Annotated in this window: 18 protein-coding genes, 1 tRNA gene and 1 pseudogene; 6 read left to right on the forward strand and 14 right to left on the reverse strand. The window is 65.9% G+C overall.

The annotated features are described in order from the left end of the window. Positions 1–39: 39 nt before the first annotated feature. From NHL53_RS00005 to NHL53_RS00015, 3 genes are read right to left on the reverse strand one after another with little or no spacing between them, the layout of a single operon-like run. Positions 40–177 carry a hypothetical protein gene (locus NHL53_RS00005; RefSeq protein ID WP_433773873.1) on the reverse strand — a complete coding sequence of 46 codons (138 nt, stop codon included), beginning with the start codon at positions 175–177 and terminating at the stop codon, positions 40–42. Positions 178–209: 32 nt separating this feature from the next. Beyond that, a complete protein-coding gene (locus NHL53_RS00010) occupies positions 210–1,178 on the reverse strand; it encodes an SRPBCC family protein (RefSeq protein WP_433773875.1) in 969 nt (322 codons plus the stop codon). 36 nt (positions 1,179–1,214) lie between these two features. Continuing rightward, positions 1,215–1,556, reverse strand: a complete 342-nt coding sequence (locus NHL53_RS00015; RefSeq protein ID WP_433773877.1) for an ArsR/SmtB family transcription factor — start codon at positions 1,554–1,556, stop codon at positions 1,215–1,217. Positions 1,557–1,681: 125 nt separating this feature from the next. Between NHL53_RS00015 and NHL53_RS00020 the strand changes: the two genes are divergently transcribed. Together NHL53_RS00020 and NHL53_RS00025 are read left to right on the forward strand one after the other, a co-directional pair. After that, a tRNA-Ser gene (locus tag NHL53_RS00020) sits at positions 1,682–1,770 on the forward strand. Positions 1,771–1,898: 128 nt separating this feature from the next. Continuing rightward, complete coding sequence (locus NHL53_RS00025; protein WP_433773879.1) at positions 1,899–3,326, forward strand: tyrosine-type recombinase/integrase; 1,428 nt, start codon at positions 1,899–1,901, stop codon at positions 3,324–3,326. 58 nt (positions 3,327–3,384) lie between these two features. On the opposite strand, the gene NHL53_RS00030 is transcribed toward NHL53_RS00025, so the two are convergent. Continuing rightward, complete coding sequence (locus tag NHL53_RS00030) at positions 3,385–3,696, reverse strand: hypothetical protein (RefSeq protein WP_433773881.1); 312 nt, start codon at positions 3,694–3,696, stop codon at positions 3,385–3,387. Next, positions 3,693–4,412 carry a recombinase family protein gene (locus NHL53_RS00035; RefSeq protein ID WP_433773883.1) on the reverse strand — a complete coding sequence of 240 codons (720 nt, stop codon included), beginning with the start codon at positions 4,410–4,412 and terminating at the stop codon, positions 3,693–3,695. Before NHL53_RS00035 ends, NHL53_RS00030 begins: the two co-directional genes overlap by 4 nt. Positions 4,413–6,620: 2,208 nt before the next feature. Here NHL53_RS00035 and NHL53_RS00040 point away from each other — a divergent pair. Next, the gene (locus NHL53_RS00040; RefSeq protein ID WP_433773885.1) at positions 6,621–7,775 is read left to right on the forward strand and encodes a DNA-methyltransferase; all 1,155 of its coding nucleotides are present in this window, start codon (positions 6,621–6,623) and stop codon (positions 7,773–7,775) included. Here the strand turns inward: NHL53_RS00040 and NHL53_RS00045 are convergent. Continuing rightward, a complete protein-coding gene (locus NHL53_RS00045) occupies positions 7,748–8,365 on the reverse strand; it encodes a hypothetical protein (protein ID WP_433773887.1) in 618 nt (205 codons plus the stop codon). The two genes, NHL53_RS00040 and NHL53_RS00045, sit on opposite strands and share 28 nt — an antisense overlap. A gap of 1,260 nt (positions 8,366–9,625) precedes the next feature. On the opposite strand from NHL53_RS00045, the gene NHL53_RS00050 reads away from it, so the two are divergent. Both NHL53_RS00050 and NHL53_RS00055 read left to right on the forward strand, forming a co-directional pair. Next, positions 9,626–10,621 carry a hypothetical protein gene (locus tag NHL53_RS00050; RefSeq protein ID WP_433773889.1) on the forward strand — a complete coding sequence of 332 codons (996 nt, stop codon included), beginning with the start codon at positions 9,626–9,628 and terminating at the stop codon, positions 10,619–10,621. A 638-nt stretch (positions 10,622–11,259) separates the two neighbouring features. Then, positions 11,260–11,496 (forward strand): hypothetical protein, encoded by a 237-nt coding sequence (locus NHL53_RS00055; protein WP_433773890.1) that lies wholly within the window; start codon positions 11,260–11,262, stop codon positions 11,494–11,496. 337 nt (positions 11,497–11,833) lie between these two features. Here the strand turns inward: NHL53_RS00055 and NHL53_RS00060 are convergent. Beyond that, positions 11,834–12,034: pseudogene (locus NHL53_RS00060) on the reverse strand (GNAT family N-acetyltransferase); the annotation flags it as partial. A 469-nt stretch (positions 12,035–12,503) separates the two neighbouring features. Here NHL53_RS00060 and NHL53_RS00065 point away from each other — a divergent pair. Beyond that, the gene (locus NHL53_RS00065; RefSeq protein ID WP_433773892.1) at positions 12,504–12,884 is read left to right on the forward strand and encodes a hypothetical protein; all 381 of its coding nucleotides are present in this window, start codon (positions 12,504–12,506) and stop codon (positions 12,882–12,884) included. Between the two features lie 317 nt (positions 12,885–13,201). On the opposite strand, the gene NHL53_RS00070 is transcribed toward NHL53_RS00065, so the two are convergent. The 7 genes from NHL53_RS00070 to NHL53_RS00100 all read right to left on the reverse strand — a co-directional run bounded on the left by NHL53_RS00070 (position 13,202) and on the right by NHL53_RS00100 (position 19,955). After that, positions 13,202–14,089, reverse strand: a complete 888-nt coding sequence (locus NHL53_RS00070; RefSeq protein WP_433773894.1) for an ABC transporter ATP-binding protein — start codon at positions 14,087–14,089, stop codon at positions 13,202–13,204. Then, entirely contained in the window at positions 14,086–14,970 is an 885-nt protein-coding gene (locus NHL53_RS00075) for an ABC transporter ATP-binding protein (protein WP_433773896.1), read from the reverse strand. Before NHL53_RS00075 ends, NHL53_RS00070 begins: the two co-directional genes overlap by 4 nt. Next, positions 14,967–15,917 carry an ABC transporter permease gene (locus tag NHL53_RS00080; RefSeq protein WP_433773898.1) on the reverse strand — a complete coding sequence of 317 codons (951 nt, stop codon included), beginning with the start codon at positions 15,915–15,917 and terminating at the stop codon, positions 14,967–14,969. The genes NHL53_RS00075 and NHL53_RS00080 overlap by 4 nt, the downstream gene beginning before the upstream one ends. Beyond that, positions 15,914–16,888 carry an ABC transporter permease gene (locus NHL53_RS00085; protein ID WP_433773900.1) on the reverse strand — a complete coding sequence of 325 codons (975 nt, stop codon included), beginning with the start codon at positions 16,886–16,888 and terminating at the stop codon, positions 15,914–15,916. Before NHL53_RS00085 ends, NHL53_RS00080 begins: the two co-directional genes overlap by 4 nt. 67 nt (positions 16,889–16,955) lie before the next feature. Beyond that, a complete protein-coding gene (locus tag NHL53_RS00090) occupies positions 16,956–18,377 on the reverse strand; it encodes an ABC transporter substrate-binding protein (RefSeq protein WP_433773902.1) in 1,422 nt (473 codons plus the stop codon). 39 nt (positions 18,378–18,416) lie between these two features. Beyond that, entirely contained in the window at positions 18,417–18,713 is a 297-nt protein-coding gene (locus tag NHL53_RS00095; RefSeq protein ID WP_433773904.1) for a hypothetical protein, read from the reverse strand. Between the two features lie 672 nt (positions 18,714–19,385). Beyond that, complete coding sequence (locus NHL53_RS00100) at positions 19,386–19,955, reverse strand: excalibur calcium-binding domain-containing protein (RefSeq protein ID WP_433773906.1); 570 nt, start codon at positions 19,953–19,955, stop codon at positions 19,386–19,388. Positions 19,956–20,114 lie beyond the last annotated feature (159 nt).

Here is a 20,114-nt window from a genome sequence, read left to right on the forward strand (position 1 = left end):
GCTCCTCCGGGCCGTCGGCGGCCATGATCGTGATGTCCGTCACACCGGCGGCGCGCGCTTCTCCCGCTCGTGGGCGCGCAGCGCCGAGAGCACCGCGGTGCGGATCACGAACCAGGCCGCGGCGAAGAGCACGACCCAGGTCCCGACGGTGATGAGCGTTCCGAGGAGATGCGGCATGCCCCGACCCTACCGACGGGTCCGATCCGGCGTCAGCCCAGCACCCCCTCGAGGCGGGCGTAGCTCTGCTCCATGCCGTCGGCCATGCCGGTGGCGAGGATCGCCTCCCTGGTGTCGGCGTCGGGATAGGTGACGACGAGCGCCAGCAGCGTGCCGCCGTCGACGGGGGTGAGCGTCATCTCGTTGCGCACGGACGATCCCTCCGCTCCGATCATCGCCTCGGTCGCGACCTCGCGCCGCGGGGCGTCGATCTCGAGCACCGAGCCGGTGAAGCCGAACCGCTCGGTCCCGGCTTCCTTCTCCCACTCGTACCGATAGCTGTCGCCGACGGCCTCGGCGACCTCGCAGACGGGCATCGTCCAGCCGTCGGGCCCGAGCTGCCAGCGGCGCAGCAGGTCGGGGTCGTGGTGGGCGCGCCACACCTCGTCGACGCTCCCCCGGATCACGCGACTGATGCGCGCGCGGTCCTCGCCGAGGAGCTGCACCTCGGTGCCGCGCCCGGCCGCGAACGAGGCGAGGTCGGCGACGACGGCGTCGATCTGCGTCATGGCGGCGCGCGTCCCCTCCTCCATGCCCATGGAGATCAGCTGCTCGAGCTCGTCTGCGGATCCGAACCAGGTGGTCGTGGTGAGCCGGGATCCGTCGTCGGTCTCGGAGAACGAGAACACCATGCGCATCGTGGGCATGTCGGCCGCGGGCTCGCCGTCGGGCCCCGCGAATCCGTCGCGCACCTCGAAGCTCCTCCCCTCGTCGACCGCCAGAAACTCCCAGAAACCGCCGTGCGAGGATCCGTCGGGCCCGGTCATCGCGAACTGCGATCGGCCCCCGACGCTCATGTCGTGGCGGAAGAAGGTGGCGGGGAACTCGGGCGGGCCCCAGAACCGCTCGATCTGGCGGGGGTCGGCGTAGGCGTCCCACAGCCGGCGGACGGGGACGGGGAAGTCGGCGACGATGGTCATCGTCAGGGCGTCGAGGTCCTTCTCGACGGAGGTGACGGGCATGATGAGCCTTTCGGGGTGGGCGCCGGGAGGCGCGGATCAGTCGTCGGCGAGCAGCGCGTCGAGGCGCTCGATGCGGCCTCGCCAGACGTGCTCGTATCGGGCGAGCAGGCGCTGCACCCGATGGATCGCGTCGAGCTCGCCGCGCACGCGGCGCTCTCGACCGGCGGCGTGCTTGCTGACGAGGCCGGCCTGCTCGAGCACGGCGACGTGCTTCTGCACGGCCGCGAAGGACATGTCGTAGGTCGCCGCGAGCTGCGACACCGTCTCCTCGCCCTCGAGGGTGCGGCGGAGGATGTCGCGGCGCGTGGCGTCGGCGAGGGCGCGGAAGACCCGGTCGACCTCGTCGTCGCTCAGGTCGGATTCCAGATGTACAACCATTGGGTTGCGCGTTATGCCGGTCGACGCGTCCCGTCAACCCCTCGCGGCGATCCGCCTCACGCTGCCAGCGGATCCCCAGACACGCGGATTTGGGATCGCCGCGGCGGATCCGTAAACTTGACCCCGGTGACGTGTCCGAGCGGCCGAAGGTGCAACACTCGAAATGTTGTGTAGGTAACCCCTACCGTGGGTTCAAATCCCACCGTCACCGCCAGATGAGCGCATGATCTCAACGAGAAGTCAAATCCGTTGAGATCATGCGCTTCTTCCTTCGCGTGAGACGGTTCGCTGGGTTGACACGGTAGGTTGACTTCCGATCAACTCCGGTCATATGTTCGATCCGTGTATGAGTTTCAGCCGGAGGACATCGAGCGTCTCGAAGCCATCCTGCGCAAGAAGCACGCGCCCAAGCGTCCTCTGAAGCCCCGGAAGCGCGCAGACGGAGAGGGCACCGTCGTCTCCATCACGCGGAAGCTCAAGAACGGCACGGAGGCCACCTACTACTGGGCAAAGAAGACCGTGGTGCTGGGAGACAGCCGCAAGCAGTTTGTCGCTCAGGCTCGGACCGAGCTGGAGGCCATCGAGAAGCGGGATCGCAAGATCCTTAAGGCCAAGGTTGCCTACGGCATGGAGCCGCAATCGGCTCTGCCGCCCGACCCCAAGCTCCAAGATCTCACGGTGGGCGACTGCCTGGAAGACTGGCTCCGGGAGCGCAAGCGGGATGACTTGGCGCCCGCGACTCTCCATATGTATGACGCGAGGATCAGGAACCATCTGCTTCCTGCGTTTGGCTCCGAGTCGGTGCGGCTCATCACCTACCGTCAGCTCAAAGTGTTCTTCGAGGAGACGCTGCCTGCGAAGGACCTGGGGCCTGACTCGATCCGCCAGACCTTCATCTGTCTCAAGAGCGCCCTGGACTACTACGTTCGAGACGGCATCCTCGTGGCGCATCCCATGGTCGGCCTCAAGGCTCCCGCCCGGAAGAAGAAGACCCTCGAGGACACCCGAGCCATCCGGCGGGCCTCGAAGTTCCTGGGCGAATACCTCATGGTGGAAGCGCTCAAGGCCGGACAGGAAGCCCGTTGGTTCCTTGGGCTCCTGGGACTGCGACAGAGCGAAGTGCTGGGTATGACCGATGATTCTCTCGACGGTGCGCGTCCAGCGAAGCGAGGTCGACGGGTAGTGGTGAAGCAACAGCTCAAGAGGATCAGCGCAGAGCATGGCTGCGAACTCAGCAAGGCCACAGGCAAGTGGAGCTGCGGGAGGTCCAGCACCAACTGCCCTCAGCGGATCGGCGAGAACCGCTGGGAACTCACCAAGACGAAGACAGAGAACGGCTACCGGGAGATCGTCATCACCGAGGACGCCTGGCAGATGCTCGTCGCCCACCGGAAGAAGCAGCAGGCCAAGCGCAAACTTCCCGGCTTCCATCCCGAGCCCGGCGAGGGTCTGGACAAGCTGCTCTTCACCCGCGAGGACGGCAAGCCCATCTATGCCCAGCGAGACCGTCAGGCGCTGGGAGAGCTCGTCGGCTCCATCAAGAACATCCCCGAGGACATGACCGTCCACACCCTGCGCCACGTCGCGACCACAGCCCTCATCGAAGGTGGGGCAGAGCGGGATGACCTCATAGCCATGATGGGCTGGAGTCCCAAGAACGCCGACGCCCAGATCTCCACCTACTCGTCCGCTGACATGGCCGCGAAAGCCGCCGACACCACCAAGGGCTACGTGGACAGCTTCTTCGGAGGAGCCGCCGTCAAAAAGTAGAGGCCGGCGCCCGCGAAGGGGAACCGGCCTCTAATCAGCTGAACTGCTTTGGCTGGAGTCATATCAGGATCGGCAGGTCGGAGTCCGTGTCCTGGTCATACTCCTCGGTGAGCGGCACCTCATCGTGGTGTCGCACCACAGCTACGGAAACCAGGTCATCGAGCATCCGTTGGGAGGCGCGGAGTCCGAATCTACGATCAGCCCAGGCCAGCGCGTCGCTGGCCTCAGCGCAGAGGGAGCCTCCGATCTCTCCCAGCGTCAAGCGCTGCTGGAGTTCGTCCCGCACCGTGGCGTAGGGCAGAGCCCAATAGTCCGCCAACGCATCTACCGGGAACCAGTAGGGAACATCAGTTACTGCGGCCGTGGTCATGCTGCGGCCTTCACAGCGTCGGAGGTGGCTGCGCTGGCCTTCGCGGCCCGCTCCTCGGCTCGCTTCACATACTTGTGGTTGTCCTTGGGCACATAGGGCTTCGCGCCCTTGATCTGGCCGAGCACCCTCGCCACAGTGATCTTGCTGACTTCGACGTTCCGCTCGATGGGGAGCGCCTTGGCGATGCGCTGTGCTCCCCAGCCGTAGACCTCGTGCCGTTCCTTGATCCACTCCACGTCCCTGCTCGTGAGCTTCGGGGGTGGACCCAGGGGAACTCCACGCTTACGGAGCGCTTCCAGGGAATCGCGGGTGCGCTCTGCGATCCGCTCTCGCTCCATGGCAGCTACCGCCAGGAGGATTCGGATGAGGAGCATGCCCGCCGCGTTGTCCGGGGTTGCCCTCAGCACACTTTCGGCGAGGGAGGTGAGGCAGCCGTCGATCTTGTGGAGTTCCTTGATCTTCTCGATGGTGTCCTCGGGGTCGCGGCCCCAGCGATCGAGCTTCGAGACCACGACCTCGACTTGAGCGGGGTGCTCCGAGACGAAGGCCATGAGCTTCGCCATGACCTCCGAATGGCTGTTGACCGTGCCGCTGATTCCCCTGTCTACGAAGATGTCAGCCTCCGCCACTCCGTAGTCGATGAGCTGCTGCGTCTGTGCTTCGAGCCCCAGCTCTTGCTCCTTGGTGCTGACCCTGATGTAGCCAATCCTCTTCATGATTTATCTCCTCTGACCTGGGATTTTGACGTGGTTCTTCATTACCACGTTTAGTTATATCAATGGCGCTCCCGAATAGCACTTCCTGCCCGGTGGCACATAAACGCTCGATAAAGTGCCGCCTCCGCGGACGTGCCACGACTCGAAAGACCCCAGGCGCTCCAGACGCCTCCATGGCGAAGATGGTGGCTCCAGAGCAGATTCCAACGATTGGGAACCAACCAAGTGAAAAATCCCGCGTCTGGAGCAGTGCAGGCAGCGCCAGCGTAGATGGGGTTTCGGACGAATCTGGCGACTTGCGCATCATCATTCACGAAGCGCGCTATTGCGAGATTGTTGATCTGGGAGGCGTCCGGAGCGATCTACAGCAGCGCAGACAGCGCCCGTGTGGACACGGCGCTCAGAAGGTCGCAGATGGCTCTTCGAGCAGACACGGAAAAGGCCCCGGAAGTGGTAGGACTCCGGAGCCTTGAGGAAGAAGTAGCCAGCTGAGTGAGGCTCGGATTCAAGGCCACGAAAAAGGGGGTGCCGACCGAAGCCGACACCCCCAGGACCTTCGACTAGCGGAGGTTGAAAGACCGCCCACAGCGTGAGCAGGAGCGGGCTCCCAGCATCAGTCGCTTGAATGGACCATACTGTGCCCGGCAGTAAGGGCAGGACACATAGATAGGGCCGTTGACCCTCCGAGTAGCCATCAGCGCTTTCCGTGCTTGGTGGCGTCCACGAGCTTGTAGCTCATGTTCGGGCGAGGCGTCGGCGGCAAGGGTTCTCCCTTGACTACCGTCCGCTCGGAATCCGTGCGGCCTCCACGAGGGCCGACCAGGGCATACTGCCCCGACGTGTCGGCGATCTGACCGGGACGCAGCCCGCTGTTCTTGCTAGCCATGCTTCCTCCAAAGGAGCTGTTGACGACACGCCCACCATTTGGTGAACGCGACCGGTTGGCGTACCTTGGAGGAAGCATCCCCTCAACAAGGAGCTTCCGCCCCTTGAGTCAGTTGCAGCTGACTTGAGGGGCTTTTTCGTCGGTTGCCCGCCGGTATCTCCCATTCTACCGGCTGAGCGTGACATTCCACGGGGTCAGAGGCTCTGTAGTTACACCGGTGTAGTTCAAGGCCTTGGACCTCAGTGCCGTATCCACACGCTCTCCACTGATTCCTCCACAGCGAACGGGAGAGTCTGGATCGGCGCGATGCCATGAAACGACTGGGCACTCAAGCCCTTCAAGGCGAGTTATCCACAGGTTCCGGCGCCGACACTCTCACAAAGGTTAGCTGCCTCGAAGTTCCGAAACTGGGACATCTACCGGCGTGTCGCAGGAGGTCTCAGTGCACCGGGGCCCTCTCGGAGCGTTGCCAGGGGTGTGCGCATACCTCGGAGCGGCCGAGCTTAGAAACGGCACTCTGTAGATCACTCGCAGTTGAGACAGTTGTATCTATGACCTCCACCGAATGATTCAGTCGAGGCGAGTGAGCAACCGGGCCGACCACCACCTGTCGGACTCCTTGCCGAAGCAAGGCCCCATCTCCCTCGAATGAGTTCTCAGTGCCTCGGGCACCACTCGGTGTGGCATAGCCGCGAGCCTCGCAAGGCCGGGCATTATTCGCCACTATCTCCCTGGTTGCGTCTGTGGGGAGCGTGAAGAACTCAAAGTCCAGGCAGGAGGGCCCTCCTAGAACCTCACCGAGTGAGGCTAGCTTGCCCGTTTCGGACTTCCCCGCCGCATCTTCTTTCAGTCGCCCTGACCTACTTGAGCGGACACCGCGCGGGATTCTGGGGAAGAAGGATCACTAACTAGCGCCTTCCGTGAAGCGGCCCTCGAAGAACTCCCCGACAACGGTGAAGCAGCGACCGGGCCCGCAGTCGCCTGGAAGATCAGCGCATAAAAATCGCCCCCTGGGAGAAGAGAGGACCACCGCCAAGCGATCCGTGGATAGATGCGAACTCATATCGAAGCGAGAAAACGTAACTTCGCCCCCGCGATCAGCGAGGGCGAAGTTGGGGGCAGTGGGGCAAGTTTGGCGGTCAACCCACTGTCGAAGCTCTTCTCCGGGAGCAACGCCGTTATATCAACGGGGTGGCTGGAAGGCGCTGCGTGGTTGTCGGAGGTAGCTGGCATCCTCGAAGGCACCACGGACAGTTTGACGTCGGACGCGCCCGAGCCGGCACAATATGACGTCCAGACGTCAAAGGAGTAGAATCGTGCCCATGACACTGGAGATGCCCAAGGCGAGGCCTGGAGAGATCAGGGACGCTGTCATGCGGGCTCTCGTGGATGCCGAGGAGAACACGCTTTCCTTGCGTGAGATCATCAGTTCAGTTGATGACGCGCTGGGGAGGCGAGTCTCGGAGTCATCAATCCGTTCCTGCCTCAATCTTCACACGCCAGAGGTCTTCGAGCGCGTGGAGCGCGGCCGCTACCAACTTGTCCTGACCCCGCCGATAGACCCCGCAGGTTCGCAGCCCTCGACTGAGAAGCCCCTGGCTACGGTGGGCAAAGCGCGGCTCTTCTACGCAGATAGCCTCGAATGGCTCGATCAGCGTGCCGAGTCAAGCATTCATGGAATCATCACGGATCCACCATACGGTCTGGTTGAATACACCTCCCGCGAGCAGACCAAGCTCCGGAGCGGCAAGGGTGGGGTCTGGAGAATCCCTCCGTCCTTCGATGGGCATCAGCGCTCCCCGCTCCCGAGGTTCACTACGCTCACGACCGCGGAGATCGACAACCTGGAGCGCTTCTTCCGTTCGTTCGGAGAAAAGGCACTTCGTGTCCTGACACCAGGGGGGCATATTATGCTCGCCTGCAATCCGCTGCTCTCCCATTATGTTTCTCGAGCGCTCGACTTAGCGGGCTTCGAACGCCGCGGCGAGGTTATTCGACTTGTCCAGACCATGCGAGGAGGAGACCGCCCCAAGAACGCCCATGAGGAGTTCGCGGACGTCTCAGTTATGCCGCGAAGCATGTGGGAGCCCTGGCTGCTCTTCCGGAAGCCCCTCGAGGGCACTGTGGCGCAGAATCTGCGCACTTGGAAGACTGGAGGTCTCCGGAGAATCTCTGAGGATCAGCCCTTTGGTGATGTAATCCGGTCAGGCCCCACACGCTCCACGGAACGCAAGATCGCCCCCCACCCCTCGCTGAAGCCCCAGGCGTTCCTGCGGCAAGTTGTTCGAGCTATCCTTCCGCTCGGTGAGGGGATTGTTCTTGACCCATTCGCAGGGTCCGGCTCAACTCTTGCAGCCGCTCAGGCGGTCGGCTACGAGAGCATTGGAGTGGAGCGAGACGCGGAATACGCGGCGCTTGCTGCGGACTCGATCAAGCCCCTGAGCGAGATTCAACTGAGCGGAGAGTCATCCAAGTAGATCCAGTTGCTGCGGATCTTCTGGATCCCGTCCTTGTCCAGGGTTGAAGTCCGGGTCCCCAGCTCACTGCGTTCGTTGCGGCGGAAATCGTCGGGCTCCACTTGTCCCAGATAGACCTCTCGGAAACGGAGCGGCGCTCGGTCGATGGCGGGCTCGCCCTCGGAGTCGACCTCGTAGACGAAGACGCACATCCACTGCTTGCGACCGCCGTGCGTATCGACTGCACCGCCCTTCTTTCGAGTGGACTTGATCTCGACGCCCTTCTCGCCAGCTTTCACCGAGTCGCCGGGGTAAGCGCCCTTGACGATGAGGTCGGGGTGTCCGTTGAAGTAAGCGTTCACGGTCAAGGAGCGGCTGTGCTTTGCCAACGACTCTGTGAGCATGTCTGAGATGACTCCGGAACAGATGGCAGGCCGGAGGAGCTCGTCGAGCCGTGAGAGATCTCGATCAGCCAGGTGGGAGTTGACATCGTAGAAGAAGTCATAGACGTCCTGCATGGCGCCCTCGAAGTCGAGCAAGCGGAGGTTGTAGGGCAGCACCGCTCCCTGGTTGAAGTTTGCCTTGTCGATCTCGCGCCGCTGCTGTGCCATCTTGTCTCTCCAGCCTCCTTGATGCCCTCGGACCGCCAGTTTATCCGGGGAGCACGGCCTGACCGAGCGCCACGCTAGTGCCCCCGGCCCCAGGTGCCCGCCAAAAAAGAAGAACCACCGCCGACATTGCCGCCTCCTGGAGACGCTCGCCGTCTCCCACTGACCATCTGAGTAGATCGGGTTGAGAGCCAGCATCCATCTCTGGTGCTGAGTAGAGCCGTTGAGTAAAGGTGCCGGTTCTTGATGGCAGCTTTCAGCACTCATCGTGCTGTGGCAGATGTGGCCGACTCGATGGACACGGTCGAGAACTGCCCTCGTCAGTTGGGAATGCGACGAGCGCTCAGTGGAGTGTGCGCACACTCCTGTCTGCTTCTAGGCGCGATGGTAGAAGCAGCCCAGGGGCCAGGAGCGCTGCCGCGCCCCTGGCAGCACCAGCGCCTGACAGCGCTGCTGCGGAGCGTGCCGGAAGGGCGCAGACGGTCCTTCCTCCAGGGAGGCTGAGCCTCCTGGCGGCAGCTGTTGGAACTCCCTCCCGGCAGCGGAAGCTGCTGGGAGCCCCGAGACCCCGGGAGGGGTCTGCGGGACGGATTCAGGTGTTCGCACGTCCGTGAGATCGCAGCTATCGACAGACGAGGGTCGCTTTTCGCAATGGATTGTGAAATCCGTCAACTCTAAGTCGAAAAATAAGTCGAAATCGACGCTCTGGGAAGCGAGGGGACATTAGGCGGCGATCTAACGACCTCGAATCCTTCAGATGAACAATGACGCATCCGAGACGAGGGAGCGTCTTAGATCGTCTCCTGCGACGAGCTGGGACATGCTCTGCGCTTCGCGACACGCCGATGAGCGCAAATCCATATTTTTTTATTTTTCCGAATCTGGGAATCATCCCTCGGATTCTCGGGCCGAAACAGGCCATTTTCCCGAGCGCCTTGGACCCCGCGGCGAAGTGGTCTCGAAGCCTCCATAACCGTCCGTAAGTTAGTTCTTGCCAGGCCGGGAACGGAGAGGCGCTCGGGGAGGAAACACGGATCCGAGCAGATACGAACCTTGAAAACCGAAAAAAATCAGCACCACAAGAACGGCGAATCTGGACAGCTCTCGCGTCCGGACAAGCCACTCCAAAGACCTCGGAAGGGAACAGCCGCGAGTTCCCGACCGACCCACAGAAATCGAGGAGAGCAGATCTCCCCAACAAAAAACAGCCGAGAAATCTCGGCACAACAAACCCGGAGCGACCGCTCCAGAAAGAAGATCACCATGATCAAGCCCACTACTATCCCCAACGACATTCGGGAACTCAAGCCGAAGAAGGGGAAGACCTACATTACGGATGAGGCCGTCAAGTCGGCCAAGAAATACCCCAACCAGCCCATCCCGATCGGTGCTCCCGGAGAAGATGGATACATCGACAAGAGCTACGCTGCTACCGTCGCATGGCAAGCGGTGAACGCGGACCCGGAGCTGCGGGTCTACTGGAGCTTCCTGGAGGAAGGCAACAGCGACAGCGGCAGCTACGTCTACAAGGGTCCTGCGTTCCTCAGCTACGGCGAAGTCCCCGATGCTCCGAAGCCTCCCGTGGCACCAGTGGCGCCGCGGCCTTCCAGCAGCCAGCTCGTGTCGGTGCTCACCGCAGATGAGCGTGCGAACCTCCTCGCAAAGGTGGAAAAAGCCAGTGGCGAGCGGGAGGACGGCAAGGCTCCAAGTGCCAAGGAACTCATGGAATATCTCTCCCCGAGGGGCAAGGACAAACTGGCGGAGCGCTACTGGGAGCGCCGGGGCATGTCCGTTGGAGTTGCGAAGCGGAAGACCGCTGGTCGCTCGGAGAAGGCCAAGCGGAAGTCGGCCAAAGCTGACGGAGGCTTCGAGGCCGCAGTCAGCAAGACCAAGTGGGCGTCGCGGCCAGCAGAGAACGCCGACACGTTCACGGCCACTGTCAAGAGTGCTCCGAAGCAGGACTGGAAGACGGTCTGCCTGACTCTCAAGGCCTCGCCGGAGGCGGAATTGGCGCGCATGGAAGCCGAGAGCTACTACCAGCGGCTCATGGACGCCCGCGACGGATACCCAGTTGAGCAGGGAGACAACGACGCCCTCGACCGCAAGGTTGAGTCCTACTTCATTCCTTTCTACGACACCGCTCCGAATGAGCAAGATCCCAGCTATCGGGATTGGGCGGCATGGATGAAGAAGGAACGCGCAGGTTTCTACGCGGCTCGGCAAGCTCACGCCGAACCAGCCGTCGCAGCCCACACTTGAAGAGCCGCTTGCCAGCGGGCCAAGGGGACGCCCGAGGCCCGCTGGGAGCGGGACGGCATCGAGGAATACGTCCAGGAACTCGTGGACGCCTGGAAAGGCGACGCCCCTCGCCAGGGCGATGACGCTGAACTCGACCGGAGAGTTGACGTCTACCTCAGTAGATTCTTCGACTTCGCGCCCGAATACTACGACGAAGCGGAGGACTACTCAGATTGGCTGGAGTGGGTAGATCGCCAGCGCGAGAAGTTCTACACCGATCGCGGCCACAGACGACTCACCAGCTCGGAGCGCCGGGAGCGCGGCTACGACCGGGTGCGACGAGCCAGCTAACCAACGAGAGCAGGAAGCCCTCGGACTGAAAAGTCCGAGGGCTTTTTGCGTTTTCAAGACACCTCGGAGAGCGGCGAGGTTTCGGGAAGGAAGCGCCGCCGTCGCATCATGTATTGAAACTGCCTGTTCAGCAGATTGTTCGTCTGGAAGACGCTGGAGTCGGTCCACAGCGGCGAAGACTGCGTCTGTGTAGACGTGGCGTTCAGAACGCTCCATCCAACAGCCGCAAGAACGCGAGTTGACAGAGGTCTAGGAGTTCGTATTGTTGCCACACCCAAACTAAATCCCCGGTCAACAGGAGAAAAACTATGGCAAGCAATGCCCCCACTGCGGAGACCCCGTCCGACGACTTCAGCCGCAAGGACCTCGTGCGCGTATTCGCTCGGCTCAAGCATGAAGTCGGCGGCCTCGTGGACGACAGCCACCGCAAGAGCCCGTTCTACGCCAGGAGCCGCGACGAAGCCATTGCCAAGCGCAAGGCGGCCGTGAAAGTTCTGGAGGAGTTCGCCGACAGGATCGACATGCTCAAGAAGGAAAACGCCTGAACGCTTCGAGCGTCCTGAGCCCGGCAATCCACCATGGGGTTGCCGGGCTTTCTTTGTGCCCTCAGCGCACGCAGGAGACCTTCTGCGATGCCTGGGGGACTGGGACGATGCGCAACGTGCCCTGAAATCGTTTGGTCGTCTGATCGCGATCCGCGGCGACTGAGTTGACATGGCAGGTTGACTTTTGGATAACGCCATCTCAGTAAAGTGCGCTATTTCAACGTTCTGACGTGGCTCCATCAATGACCCACCGTCACCGCTCAGGGCGAAGGCCCCGAGATCCGCGAGAAATCAAGGATCTCGGGGCCTTCGTCGTTCCCGAGGCAGGCGCCGGCGATCACACCGTGCGGCTCATCCCGATCGATGCCGGGGCGGTGGGGGCGAAGCCGAACCTCTCGTAGAGGAAGCGCGCGTCGCCGTCTGCAATGAGCGACACGTGCGCGCTCTTCGGGGCACGGCTCTCGACCTCCGCCATCAGCGCCGCCATGATCCGCCTGCCGAGCCCCGCCCCCTGATGCTCCGGGAGCACGCAGAATGTCGACGATCTGGAAGAAGCACCCGCCGTCGCCGATCACGCGCCCCATCCCGACCGCCCCCTCGCCGCGGCGCACGACGACGGCGTGCCAGGTGTCCCGCAGACCGGCCTCCGCCGCCTCCGCCGACCTGGCGCCCAGCCCCGCCCTCCGGCGCAGATCGAGGTAGACCTCGACCGTCGGCGTCTCGGCGCGGACGCGGTACGGCGACGACTCGCTGCTCATCGACACAGGGTATCGATCGCCCTCCCGCGCGTCTGATCCAGGACGACGCCATTCCTCGCCCCTCCGACCCCGACACGCCGCCTTCCGGCGTCCCGCACACAGAAATGGCGTCGTCGTGCATCGCTCCGCCCCGCCTGTCGCCGCCCCACCTGGCGGAGCGATCCGCACGCACGCCATAATGCGAGTCACCCACATAACGGATCCGCAACACTCGTGGACGGGTGCCGCGACGGGTGCCACGATGGGCCCATGTCCGAGCCCCGCGAACTCACCGCCCGCGAGCGCGACGTGCTCGTCGCGCTCATCGAGAACGGCGCGCGGGACGACTCGGTCTCACCCGCCCAGGACGCCGCGGAGCGCCGCTTCTGGCGCAGCCAGGTCGACGAGGTGCGCGTCTGGGAGCGCTGCGGATGCGACGAGTGCCCGTCCATCGAGCTCGGCGACGCCGACGGTCCCACGCACGCCGACGGGCCGCGGGTCGTGCTCGACGCCGCGACCGACGGCGCGCTCCTCCTGCTGTTCGTCGACGACAACCAGCTGAGCTACCTCGAGCTCGCCGCGATCGACGACGACGCGCGCTCGGCCGAGTTCCCGCCCGTCGACAGCGTGCTGTTCTCCGGACGGCGCTGACCGGCCCGGATCCGCCCCACCCGGGCGAGGACACCTCGCTCAGACGAGGACATGCCCCGCGCGACGGCGCCCCACCCAGGCCCCGGATGGCGCCCCACCCGAGCGCAGACACCCCACTCGGACGCGGACGGACATGCCCCGGACGAGCGCAACCGCACAACGGCACCTCCCCGGCCGAGGCGCCCGCACCCCAGCCGTCCGCGTCCCCCGCGCCTCAGCGCGCCGAGCCGTGCGGCGGAGGCCCGCACCCGAACCGTCCACGTCTCTCGCCCGCTCCCCGTCTCGGCGCGCGACCTGCGCGGAGGAGCGCCCGCCGATCAGAGCGCGACGAGATGCCCGTCGCCCACGTCGCGCAGCGCGGGGCGCTCGGCCGTCTCGGCCCACTCGCGCGAGGCTCGCACGTGACGGCGCCGGCGACGCGGATCCGGGATCGGCACCGCGTCCAGCAGCTCCCGCGTGTACGGGTGCAGCGGCGCGTCGAAGATCTGCTCGCGCGTGCCCTGCTCGACCACGCGCCCCCGGTACATGATCGCGACGCGCGAGCACAGGTGCTCGACGATGCCGAGATCGTGCGAGATGAACAGGAACGCCGTGCGGCGCTCGTCGCGCAGGTCGCTGAACAGGTTGATGATCTGCGCCTGGATCGACACGTCGAGCGCCGAGACCGGCTCATCGGCCACGACGAAGTCGGGCTCGAGTGCCATCGCGCGCGCGATGACGATGCGCTGCCGCTGTCCGCCCGAGAACTCGTGCGGGAACCGGTCGAGCGCGTCGGCGCCGAGCCCGCACGCCTCCAGCACGGCGGTCACCCGCTCGCGCTCGTCCTCCTTCGTCGCGAGGCCGTGCGTGCGCATCGGCTCGCCCACCGCGTCGACGATCGTGAGGCGCGGGTTCAGGGCCCCGAACGGATCCTGGAACACGTACTGCCCGCGCGGACGCAGACCCCGCAGATCCTTCCGCGGCACGTCGAGGATCTCCTCGCCGCGGAACCGCACGGATCCGCTCGTCGCGTCGTGCATGCGCAGCACCGTCTGCCCGAAGGTCGTCTTGCCGGAGCCCGATTCGCCGACGAGCCCGAACAGCTCCCCCTCGCGGATCGACAGGCTCACGCCGTCGACCGCGCGCACGACGTCGCGCGACCGACGGCCGCCCCGCACGGGGAAGTGCTTGACGAGATCCGTCACCTCGACGAGAGGCGCGCTCACGCGGCCGCCCCCACGGGTCCGGCGAGCGCGAGGCGCCGCACCTCCTCCGAGATCACGGGCAGACGCTCGGCGCGCTGGCCGAGCACGGGCTTGGTGCGCAGGAGGGCCTCCGTGTAGGGGTGCTGGGGGCGGTCGAAGATGTCGAGCACGTCGCCGCGCTCGATGATGCGCCCGCCGTACATCACGAGAACCGCGTCGGCGATCTGCGCGACGACCCCGAGGTCGTGGGTGATGAACAGGATCGCCATGCCGGTCTCGTCGCACAGGTCGAGGAGCAGGTCGAGGATCTGCGCCTGGATCGTCACGTCGAGCGCCGTCGTGGGCTCGTCGGCGATGAGGAGGCGGGGCTCGCAGCACAGCGCCATCGCGATCATCGCGCGCTGCATCATGCCGCCCGACAGCTCGTGCGGATAGGCGCGCATGACGCGCTCCGGGTTCGGCAGGCCCACGCGCTCCAGCCACGAGATCGCGCGGTCGTAGGCGGCGCGCTTCGACAGCGAGGTGTGCGCCCGCAGCGTCTCGATGATCTGCCGCCCGATCGTGAACACGGGGTTCATCGACCGAATCGGCTCCTGGAAGATCATCCCGACCTCGTCGCCGCGCAGCCGCTGCAGCGCCGTGCGGCGCATCGCGAGCACGTCGTCGCCGTCGAACAGCACCCGCCCGCCCGTGATCCGCCCCGGATCGTCCACGAGGCGCAGCAGCGACAGCGCCGTGACGCTCTTGCCGGATCCCGATTCGCCGACGATGCTCACGACCTCGCCCTCGGCGACGTCGAACGTGACGCCTGCGACAGCGACCCGCGGCCCGCTCTCGGTCGGGAACTCGGTCGCGAGATCCTCGACCGACAGCAGCGTCCTCCGCTCCGTCTCGCCGGTCATGCGCCCCTCCTCGGGTCGAAGACGTCGCGCAGGCGGTCGCCGAGCACGTTGATCGCGGCGACCGTGATGAGCAGGGCGACGCCAGGCGGCACCCACAGCCACCAGTGGTGCTGGAAGTCGATGAGGTTGTTCGCAGCGCTGATCATGTTGCCCCACGACGCGTTCGGCGGCACGACGCCGAGGCCGAGGAAGCTGAGCGCCGACTCGCTGAGGATGCCCGAGGCGGTGCTGAGCGTCGCCACGACGATGAGCAGCGGCATCACGTTGGGCAGCAGGTGGTGGAACTGCCGCGACCAGGTGCTGAGGCCCAGCACGTCCGTCGCGCGCATGAACAGCTCCTCGCGCAGCGACAGCACCTGCCCGCGGATGAGGCGCGCGAGCGACGGCCAGCCGATGGCGCTCAGCATGATCATCACGATGTAGATGCGCGACTCCGGCGCGACCCGCAGCTCGGAGAGGATCGCGGCGAGCACGATGAGCAGCGGCAGGCCAGGGATCGACATGAGCAGGTCGGCGACGCGCATGATGACCGTGTCGACCCAGCCGCGGAAGTAGCCGGCCGCGATGCCGAGCGCGGCGCCCAGCACGAGCGACAGCAGCATCGAGGCGATGCCGATCGTCAGCGAGATCCGCCCCGCCATCATGAGGCGGGTCATGACGTCGCGCCCGTACTCGTCGGTGCCGAGCGGATGATCCATCGTCGGCACGTGCGTCGCGATGCGCAGGTTGATCTCGTCGCCCGTGTAGGGCGAGAGCACCGGGCCGAGGAAGCTGAACAGCAGCATCAGCACGAGCACGCCGATGCTGATCGACGCCGCCGGGATGCGGACGAGCCGCGCGAACGACTGCGCCCAGAGGCCGCCCCGACGCCCGCGCGCGCTGCGCGGCACGCGCGGCGCCCGCCCCGTGTCGGGCGTCGCCGCGATGAGGTTCCCGTCGCCCGTCATGCGCCGCGCACCTGGTCGACTAGCCGCACCCGCGGATCCGCGACGGCGTAGAGGATGTCGGCGAGGAAGCTGCCCACGATCGTGAGCGCCGCCAGCAGCAGCGTGATGGTCATCAGCACCTCGTAGTCGCGGGTCTGCACCGACTCGAGCTGGATGCGGCCGACGCCCGGCCAGTTGAAGATCTGCTCGGTGATGATCGCGCCGGAGAACAGGCCGGGCAACTCGAACGCGAGCAGCGTGATCGCCGGCAGCAGCGCGTTGCGGAGGGCGTGCGAGAACACGACGGCCCGCTCGCTGAGGCCCTTCGCGCGGGCGGTGCGGACGAAGTCGGATCGCAGCTGCTCGAGCATGCCCGACCGGAAGTAGCGGGTGAGGGATCCGGCCCCGAGGAAGGTGAGGATCGCGACGGGCATCACCATGTGCCTCGCGATCTCCCCCATCCGCTCGATGCCCGTCGACGAGCTCGCCGTGTCGAGCATGCCGCCCGTAGGCAGCCACTGCAGATCGACGGCGAACACCTTGATCATGAGCAGGCCGAGGAAGAACGACGGGATCGACAGCGACGCGAACAGGAGGATCGTGACGATCCGGTCGAACAGCGAGTACTGCCGGGTCGCGGCGAGCACGCCCGTGACGACCGCGATGACCCACGTGAGCGCGAAGGCCGCGAACGCGACGAGGAACGAGTTCTTGATGAGGGGCGCGATCACTTCGGTGACCGGGCGGTTGTAGACCAGCGAGTAGCCGAAGTCGCCCTGCAGCGCGTGGCCGAGCCAGATGACGTAGCGCACGATCACGGGCTGGTCGAGTCCGTAGAGGGCGCGCAGCTCGGCGAGGCGCTGCGGCGTGAGCTGCCGGTTCGACGAGAAGTAGTCGCCCGGCATGAGCGCGAACAGGAAGAACACGAGCACGGAGACGCCGAACAGCAGCAGGAGCATGAGCCCGAGGCGTCGGAGGAGGAAGCGTGTCATAGGAAGGAGGTGCGAGGCGGCGAACGGCTCTGCGCCCCGGCGGCGGCCGGGGCGCAGAGCGCGGTCGTCAGTCCTGCGGGATCGTGAGCTTCGCGAGGGCGAGGGACGAGTCGGCGGACCCCGTGGAGAAGTCCTCCGCCCCCTCGATCCGCGCGTTCCAGGCGGAGAGCGACTTGCGGTAGTCGAGCAGGATCGACGGCGGATCCTCGCTGAGCACCTGGTACAGCTCGGCGTAGATCTCCTGGCGCTCGGCCTCGTCGAACGTCGACGTGCCCTTCTCGACGAGCTCCGTCACCTTCTCGTTCTCGTACCCGCTGATGTTGATCGAGGGGTCGTCGGTGCCGAACTCGGCGACGGCGTCGTTCGGGTCGCTCAGGCCGTCCGTACGGAAGCCGGCGAGGTCGTAGCCTCCGCTGTAGAGGCGGTCGAAGGCTGTGTTCGCGTCGAGCACCTCGGGCACGAAGTCGATGCCGATGTCCTTGTACGTCTGCGACGCGATCGGGATGACGGGGTCGTCGTCCGAGGTCGTGATGTACGAGATGGTGAGCTTCTCGCCGTCCTTCTCGCGGATCCCGTCGGATCCCTCCTCCCAGCCGAGGTCGTCGAGGATCTCCTCGGCCTTCTCGGGGTCGTACGGGTACTGCGTGACGCCCTCGTTCGTGTACGACCACTGGGTGGGCGCGGCGTACACGTCGGCGACCTGGCCGAGGCCCTTGTACTTCGCGTCGACGATCTGCTGGCGGTCGAGGCCGTAGTAGAGCGCCTGCCGCACGCCGGTCTCGGCGAGGATCGGGTTGTCGTTGTTCACCCAGATCTGCCCGATGTCGGGGATCACGCGGGCCTTCACGTTGGCGAAGCCGAGATCCTGCAGCGCCTGGAGCGTCTGCGGGTCGCTGCCGAAGCCGCCGTGGTCGATGTCGCCGTTCTGGAAGTTCTGCAGCGTCGAGTCGGACGAGATGACCTTGAAGATCAGCCGCTCGATCTCGGGCTTCCCGCCGTAGTAGTTCTCGTTGGCGACGTAGCGCACCTCCTGGCCCTCGACGTACTCGTCGAGCGCGTAGGGGCCGGCGCCGAGCGGATCGCCGTACAGGTCGCGCAGGTAGTCGAGCTCGCCCTTCTCGTAGCCCTCGCCGTAGTGGGCCTTCGAGATGACCTGGCCGCCGAGCACGCCGAGCGCGAGCGGGTTGGCGCGCTCCGTCTCGATGCGGATCGTCGTGTCGTCGACCACCTCGATGCCCGACAGCTCGTCGGCGTCGCCCTCGCGGTACTCGTCCGTGCCGGCGATGACGATGTCGGAGAAGTCCACGCCGCCCGCGTACGCCGGGTCGTTGAGCAGCGTCAGCGTGAACGCGACGTCCTCGGCTGTGAGCGGCGATCCGTCGCTGAACGTCAGCCCGTCGCCCAGGTGGAACGTGTGCGTGAGGTTGTCGTCCGAGATCTCCCAGCTCTCCGCGAGATCGGGCAGCGGCTCGCCCGAGTCGTCGAACACGACGAGCGACGCGAAGATCGGCGCGACGGCGTTGCCGTCTCACCCGTTGTCGAAGAAGCCGGGGAGGAAGACCCCGCCGGGCTTGTTGATCGTGGAGACGAACGAGTCGGTGCGGCTGTTGGCGCCCGCGGGGCTCGCGCTCGGGTCGGACGCGGGGTAGAAGTCGTCCTCCATCGTCGCGAGATCGACGTCGGCCGCTTCGTCGACGCTCTCCTCGGCCGTGGCGGCGCAGCCGCCCAGCGTGAGCGCGCCGACGAGCGCGAGGGCGGTGAGGGCGGATCCTCGTCTGACTGCCTTCATGGGCGGGGTCTCCTCGATCTCGTGGATCTTCGACAAGAGTGGAATACCTCTCGGCGGTACCCACGGCCGGACACCCGGGGCCCGCGTATGTCGAGGTGTTACATGACGCGAACAGGGGCGGAGCGGTCACGATGCGTCGGGGCGGGGCGGGTGCGGCGAGCGCGGGCGGCATGGGCCGGCGCGGCGTCGCTCGGCGCGGGCCGGCGCGGGCAGCGGGGCGGCGAGCGCGGGTCCGAGTCGTCGCGGGTGCGGCGTCACTCGGGGCGGGCAGCGCGGGCCGCGGCCCGCTCGGTACGGCGAGCGGGGTCGACGCGGGTGCGGCGGACGAGGTTCCGCGGGTTGCGGAGCTCCAGATGACGCGAATACACCATCAGGGGCGCCCGGAAGGCGCATTCGCGTCATCTGAACGGATCCGGAGCACCGGATGCGCCGGAGATCTCGCGAACGCCGGAGATCTCGCGGATCCTCGCCCGGCGTCCGAGGGATCCCCGGGCGAAGCGTCACCCGATTTCCAGGAACATGCGCGGGGTGGCTGGCCTGGGCGCGGGGTGGCGTTTCGCGGGCGGGATTCCAGGCGTCGAGGATCCCTGGAGCGCCCGGTGCCCGGTGCCCGGTGCCCGCCTGCGGCCGCTCCGAGCACGCCCCGAGGAACGCGGATCCGCCGGCCCCGAGGAGGGAGCCGGCGGATCGGGCGCTGCGGAGGGCGGGCTACTCGCAGCCGACGCCGTCTCCGTCGCGGTCGAGGTGCGGCCCGTATCCCGGGTCGCCGGCGTAGACCGGCGCCGCACCCGCGTTCCGCACCTCGGTGCAGTTCTGGAAGGAGACCGGGGGAGCGGGATCCGCCGCCTGCGGCGCCTCGTAGGTCTGGGGAGCGGGCGCGGCGGCGAGCTGCGCCTCGAGCTCCTGGATCCGGGTGTCGCGCTCGGCGACGAGCGCGACGGCCTCCTCGGCCTTCGCCTGCTGCGCGGACGCCTTCTCCTTCTCGTCCTCGACCTTCAACTTCTCCGCGCTGAGCTTCTTCTCGAGGTCGGAGACGCGCGTGCGCAGCTCGTCGGCATCCTCGACCGCCGACGCCGCCTCCTCCTGCGCCTCCGCAGCCGCGGTCTCGGCCTTCTTCTCGGCGCTCTCCGCGGACGCGGCCCGCTCCGCCGCCTGCGTGCTGGCCGCTTCGAGCTGGCGCACCTCCGCGGCCTGCCCGGCCGAGCCGCCGGCGACGCCGAACGCGAGCCCCGCGATGAGCGCCCCGCCGCCGATCACGGCGCCCACGATGCGCGACATGGGCCGCTGAAAGAATCCCGGCTGCTCCGACACTCTGTCCTCCTATATATCGGTATCTCCCCGAAGAGGATCGTACGGGCTGCGCCCCTCGGAGAACGCCGAACACCCCTGATCAGAGGGTATATATGCCTGCGCTGCGCTCGCGGCGCTCGAGGAGGC

This window comes from Microbacterium sp. gxy059 (assembly GCF_050958665.1).
GTDB lineage: Bacteria > Actinomycetota > Actinomycetes > Actinomycetales > Microbacteriaceae > Microbacterium.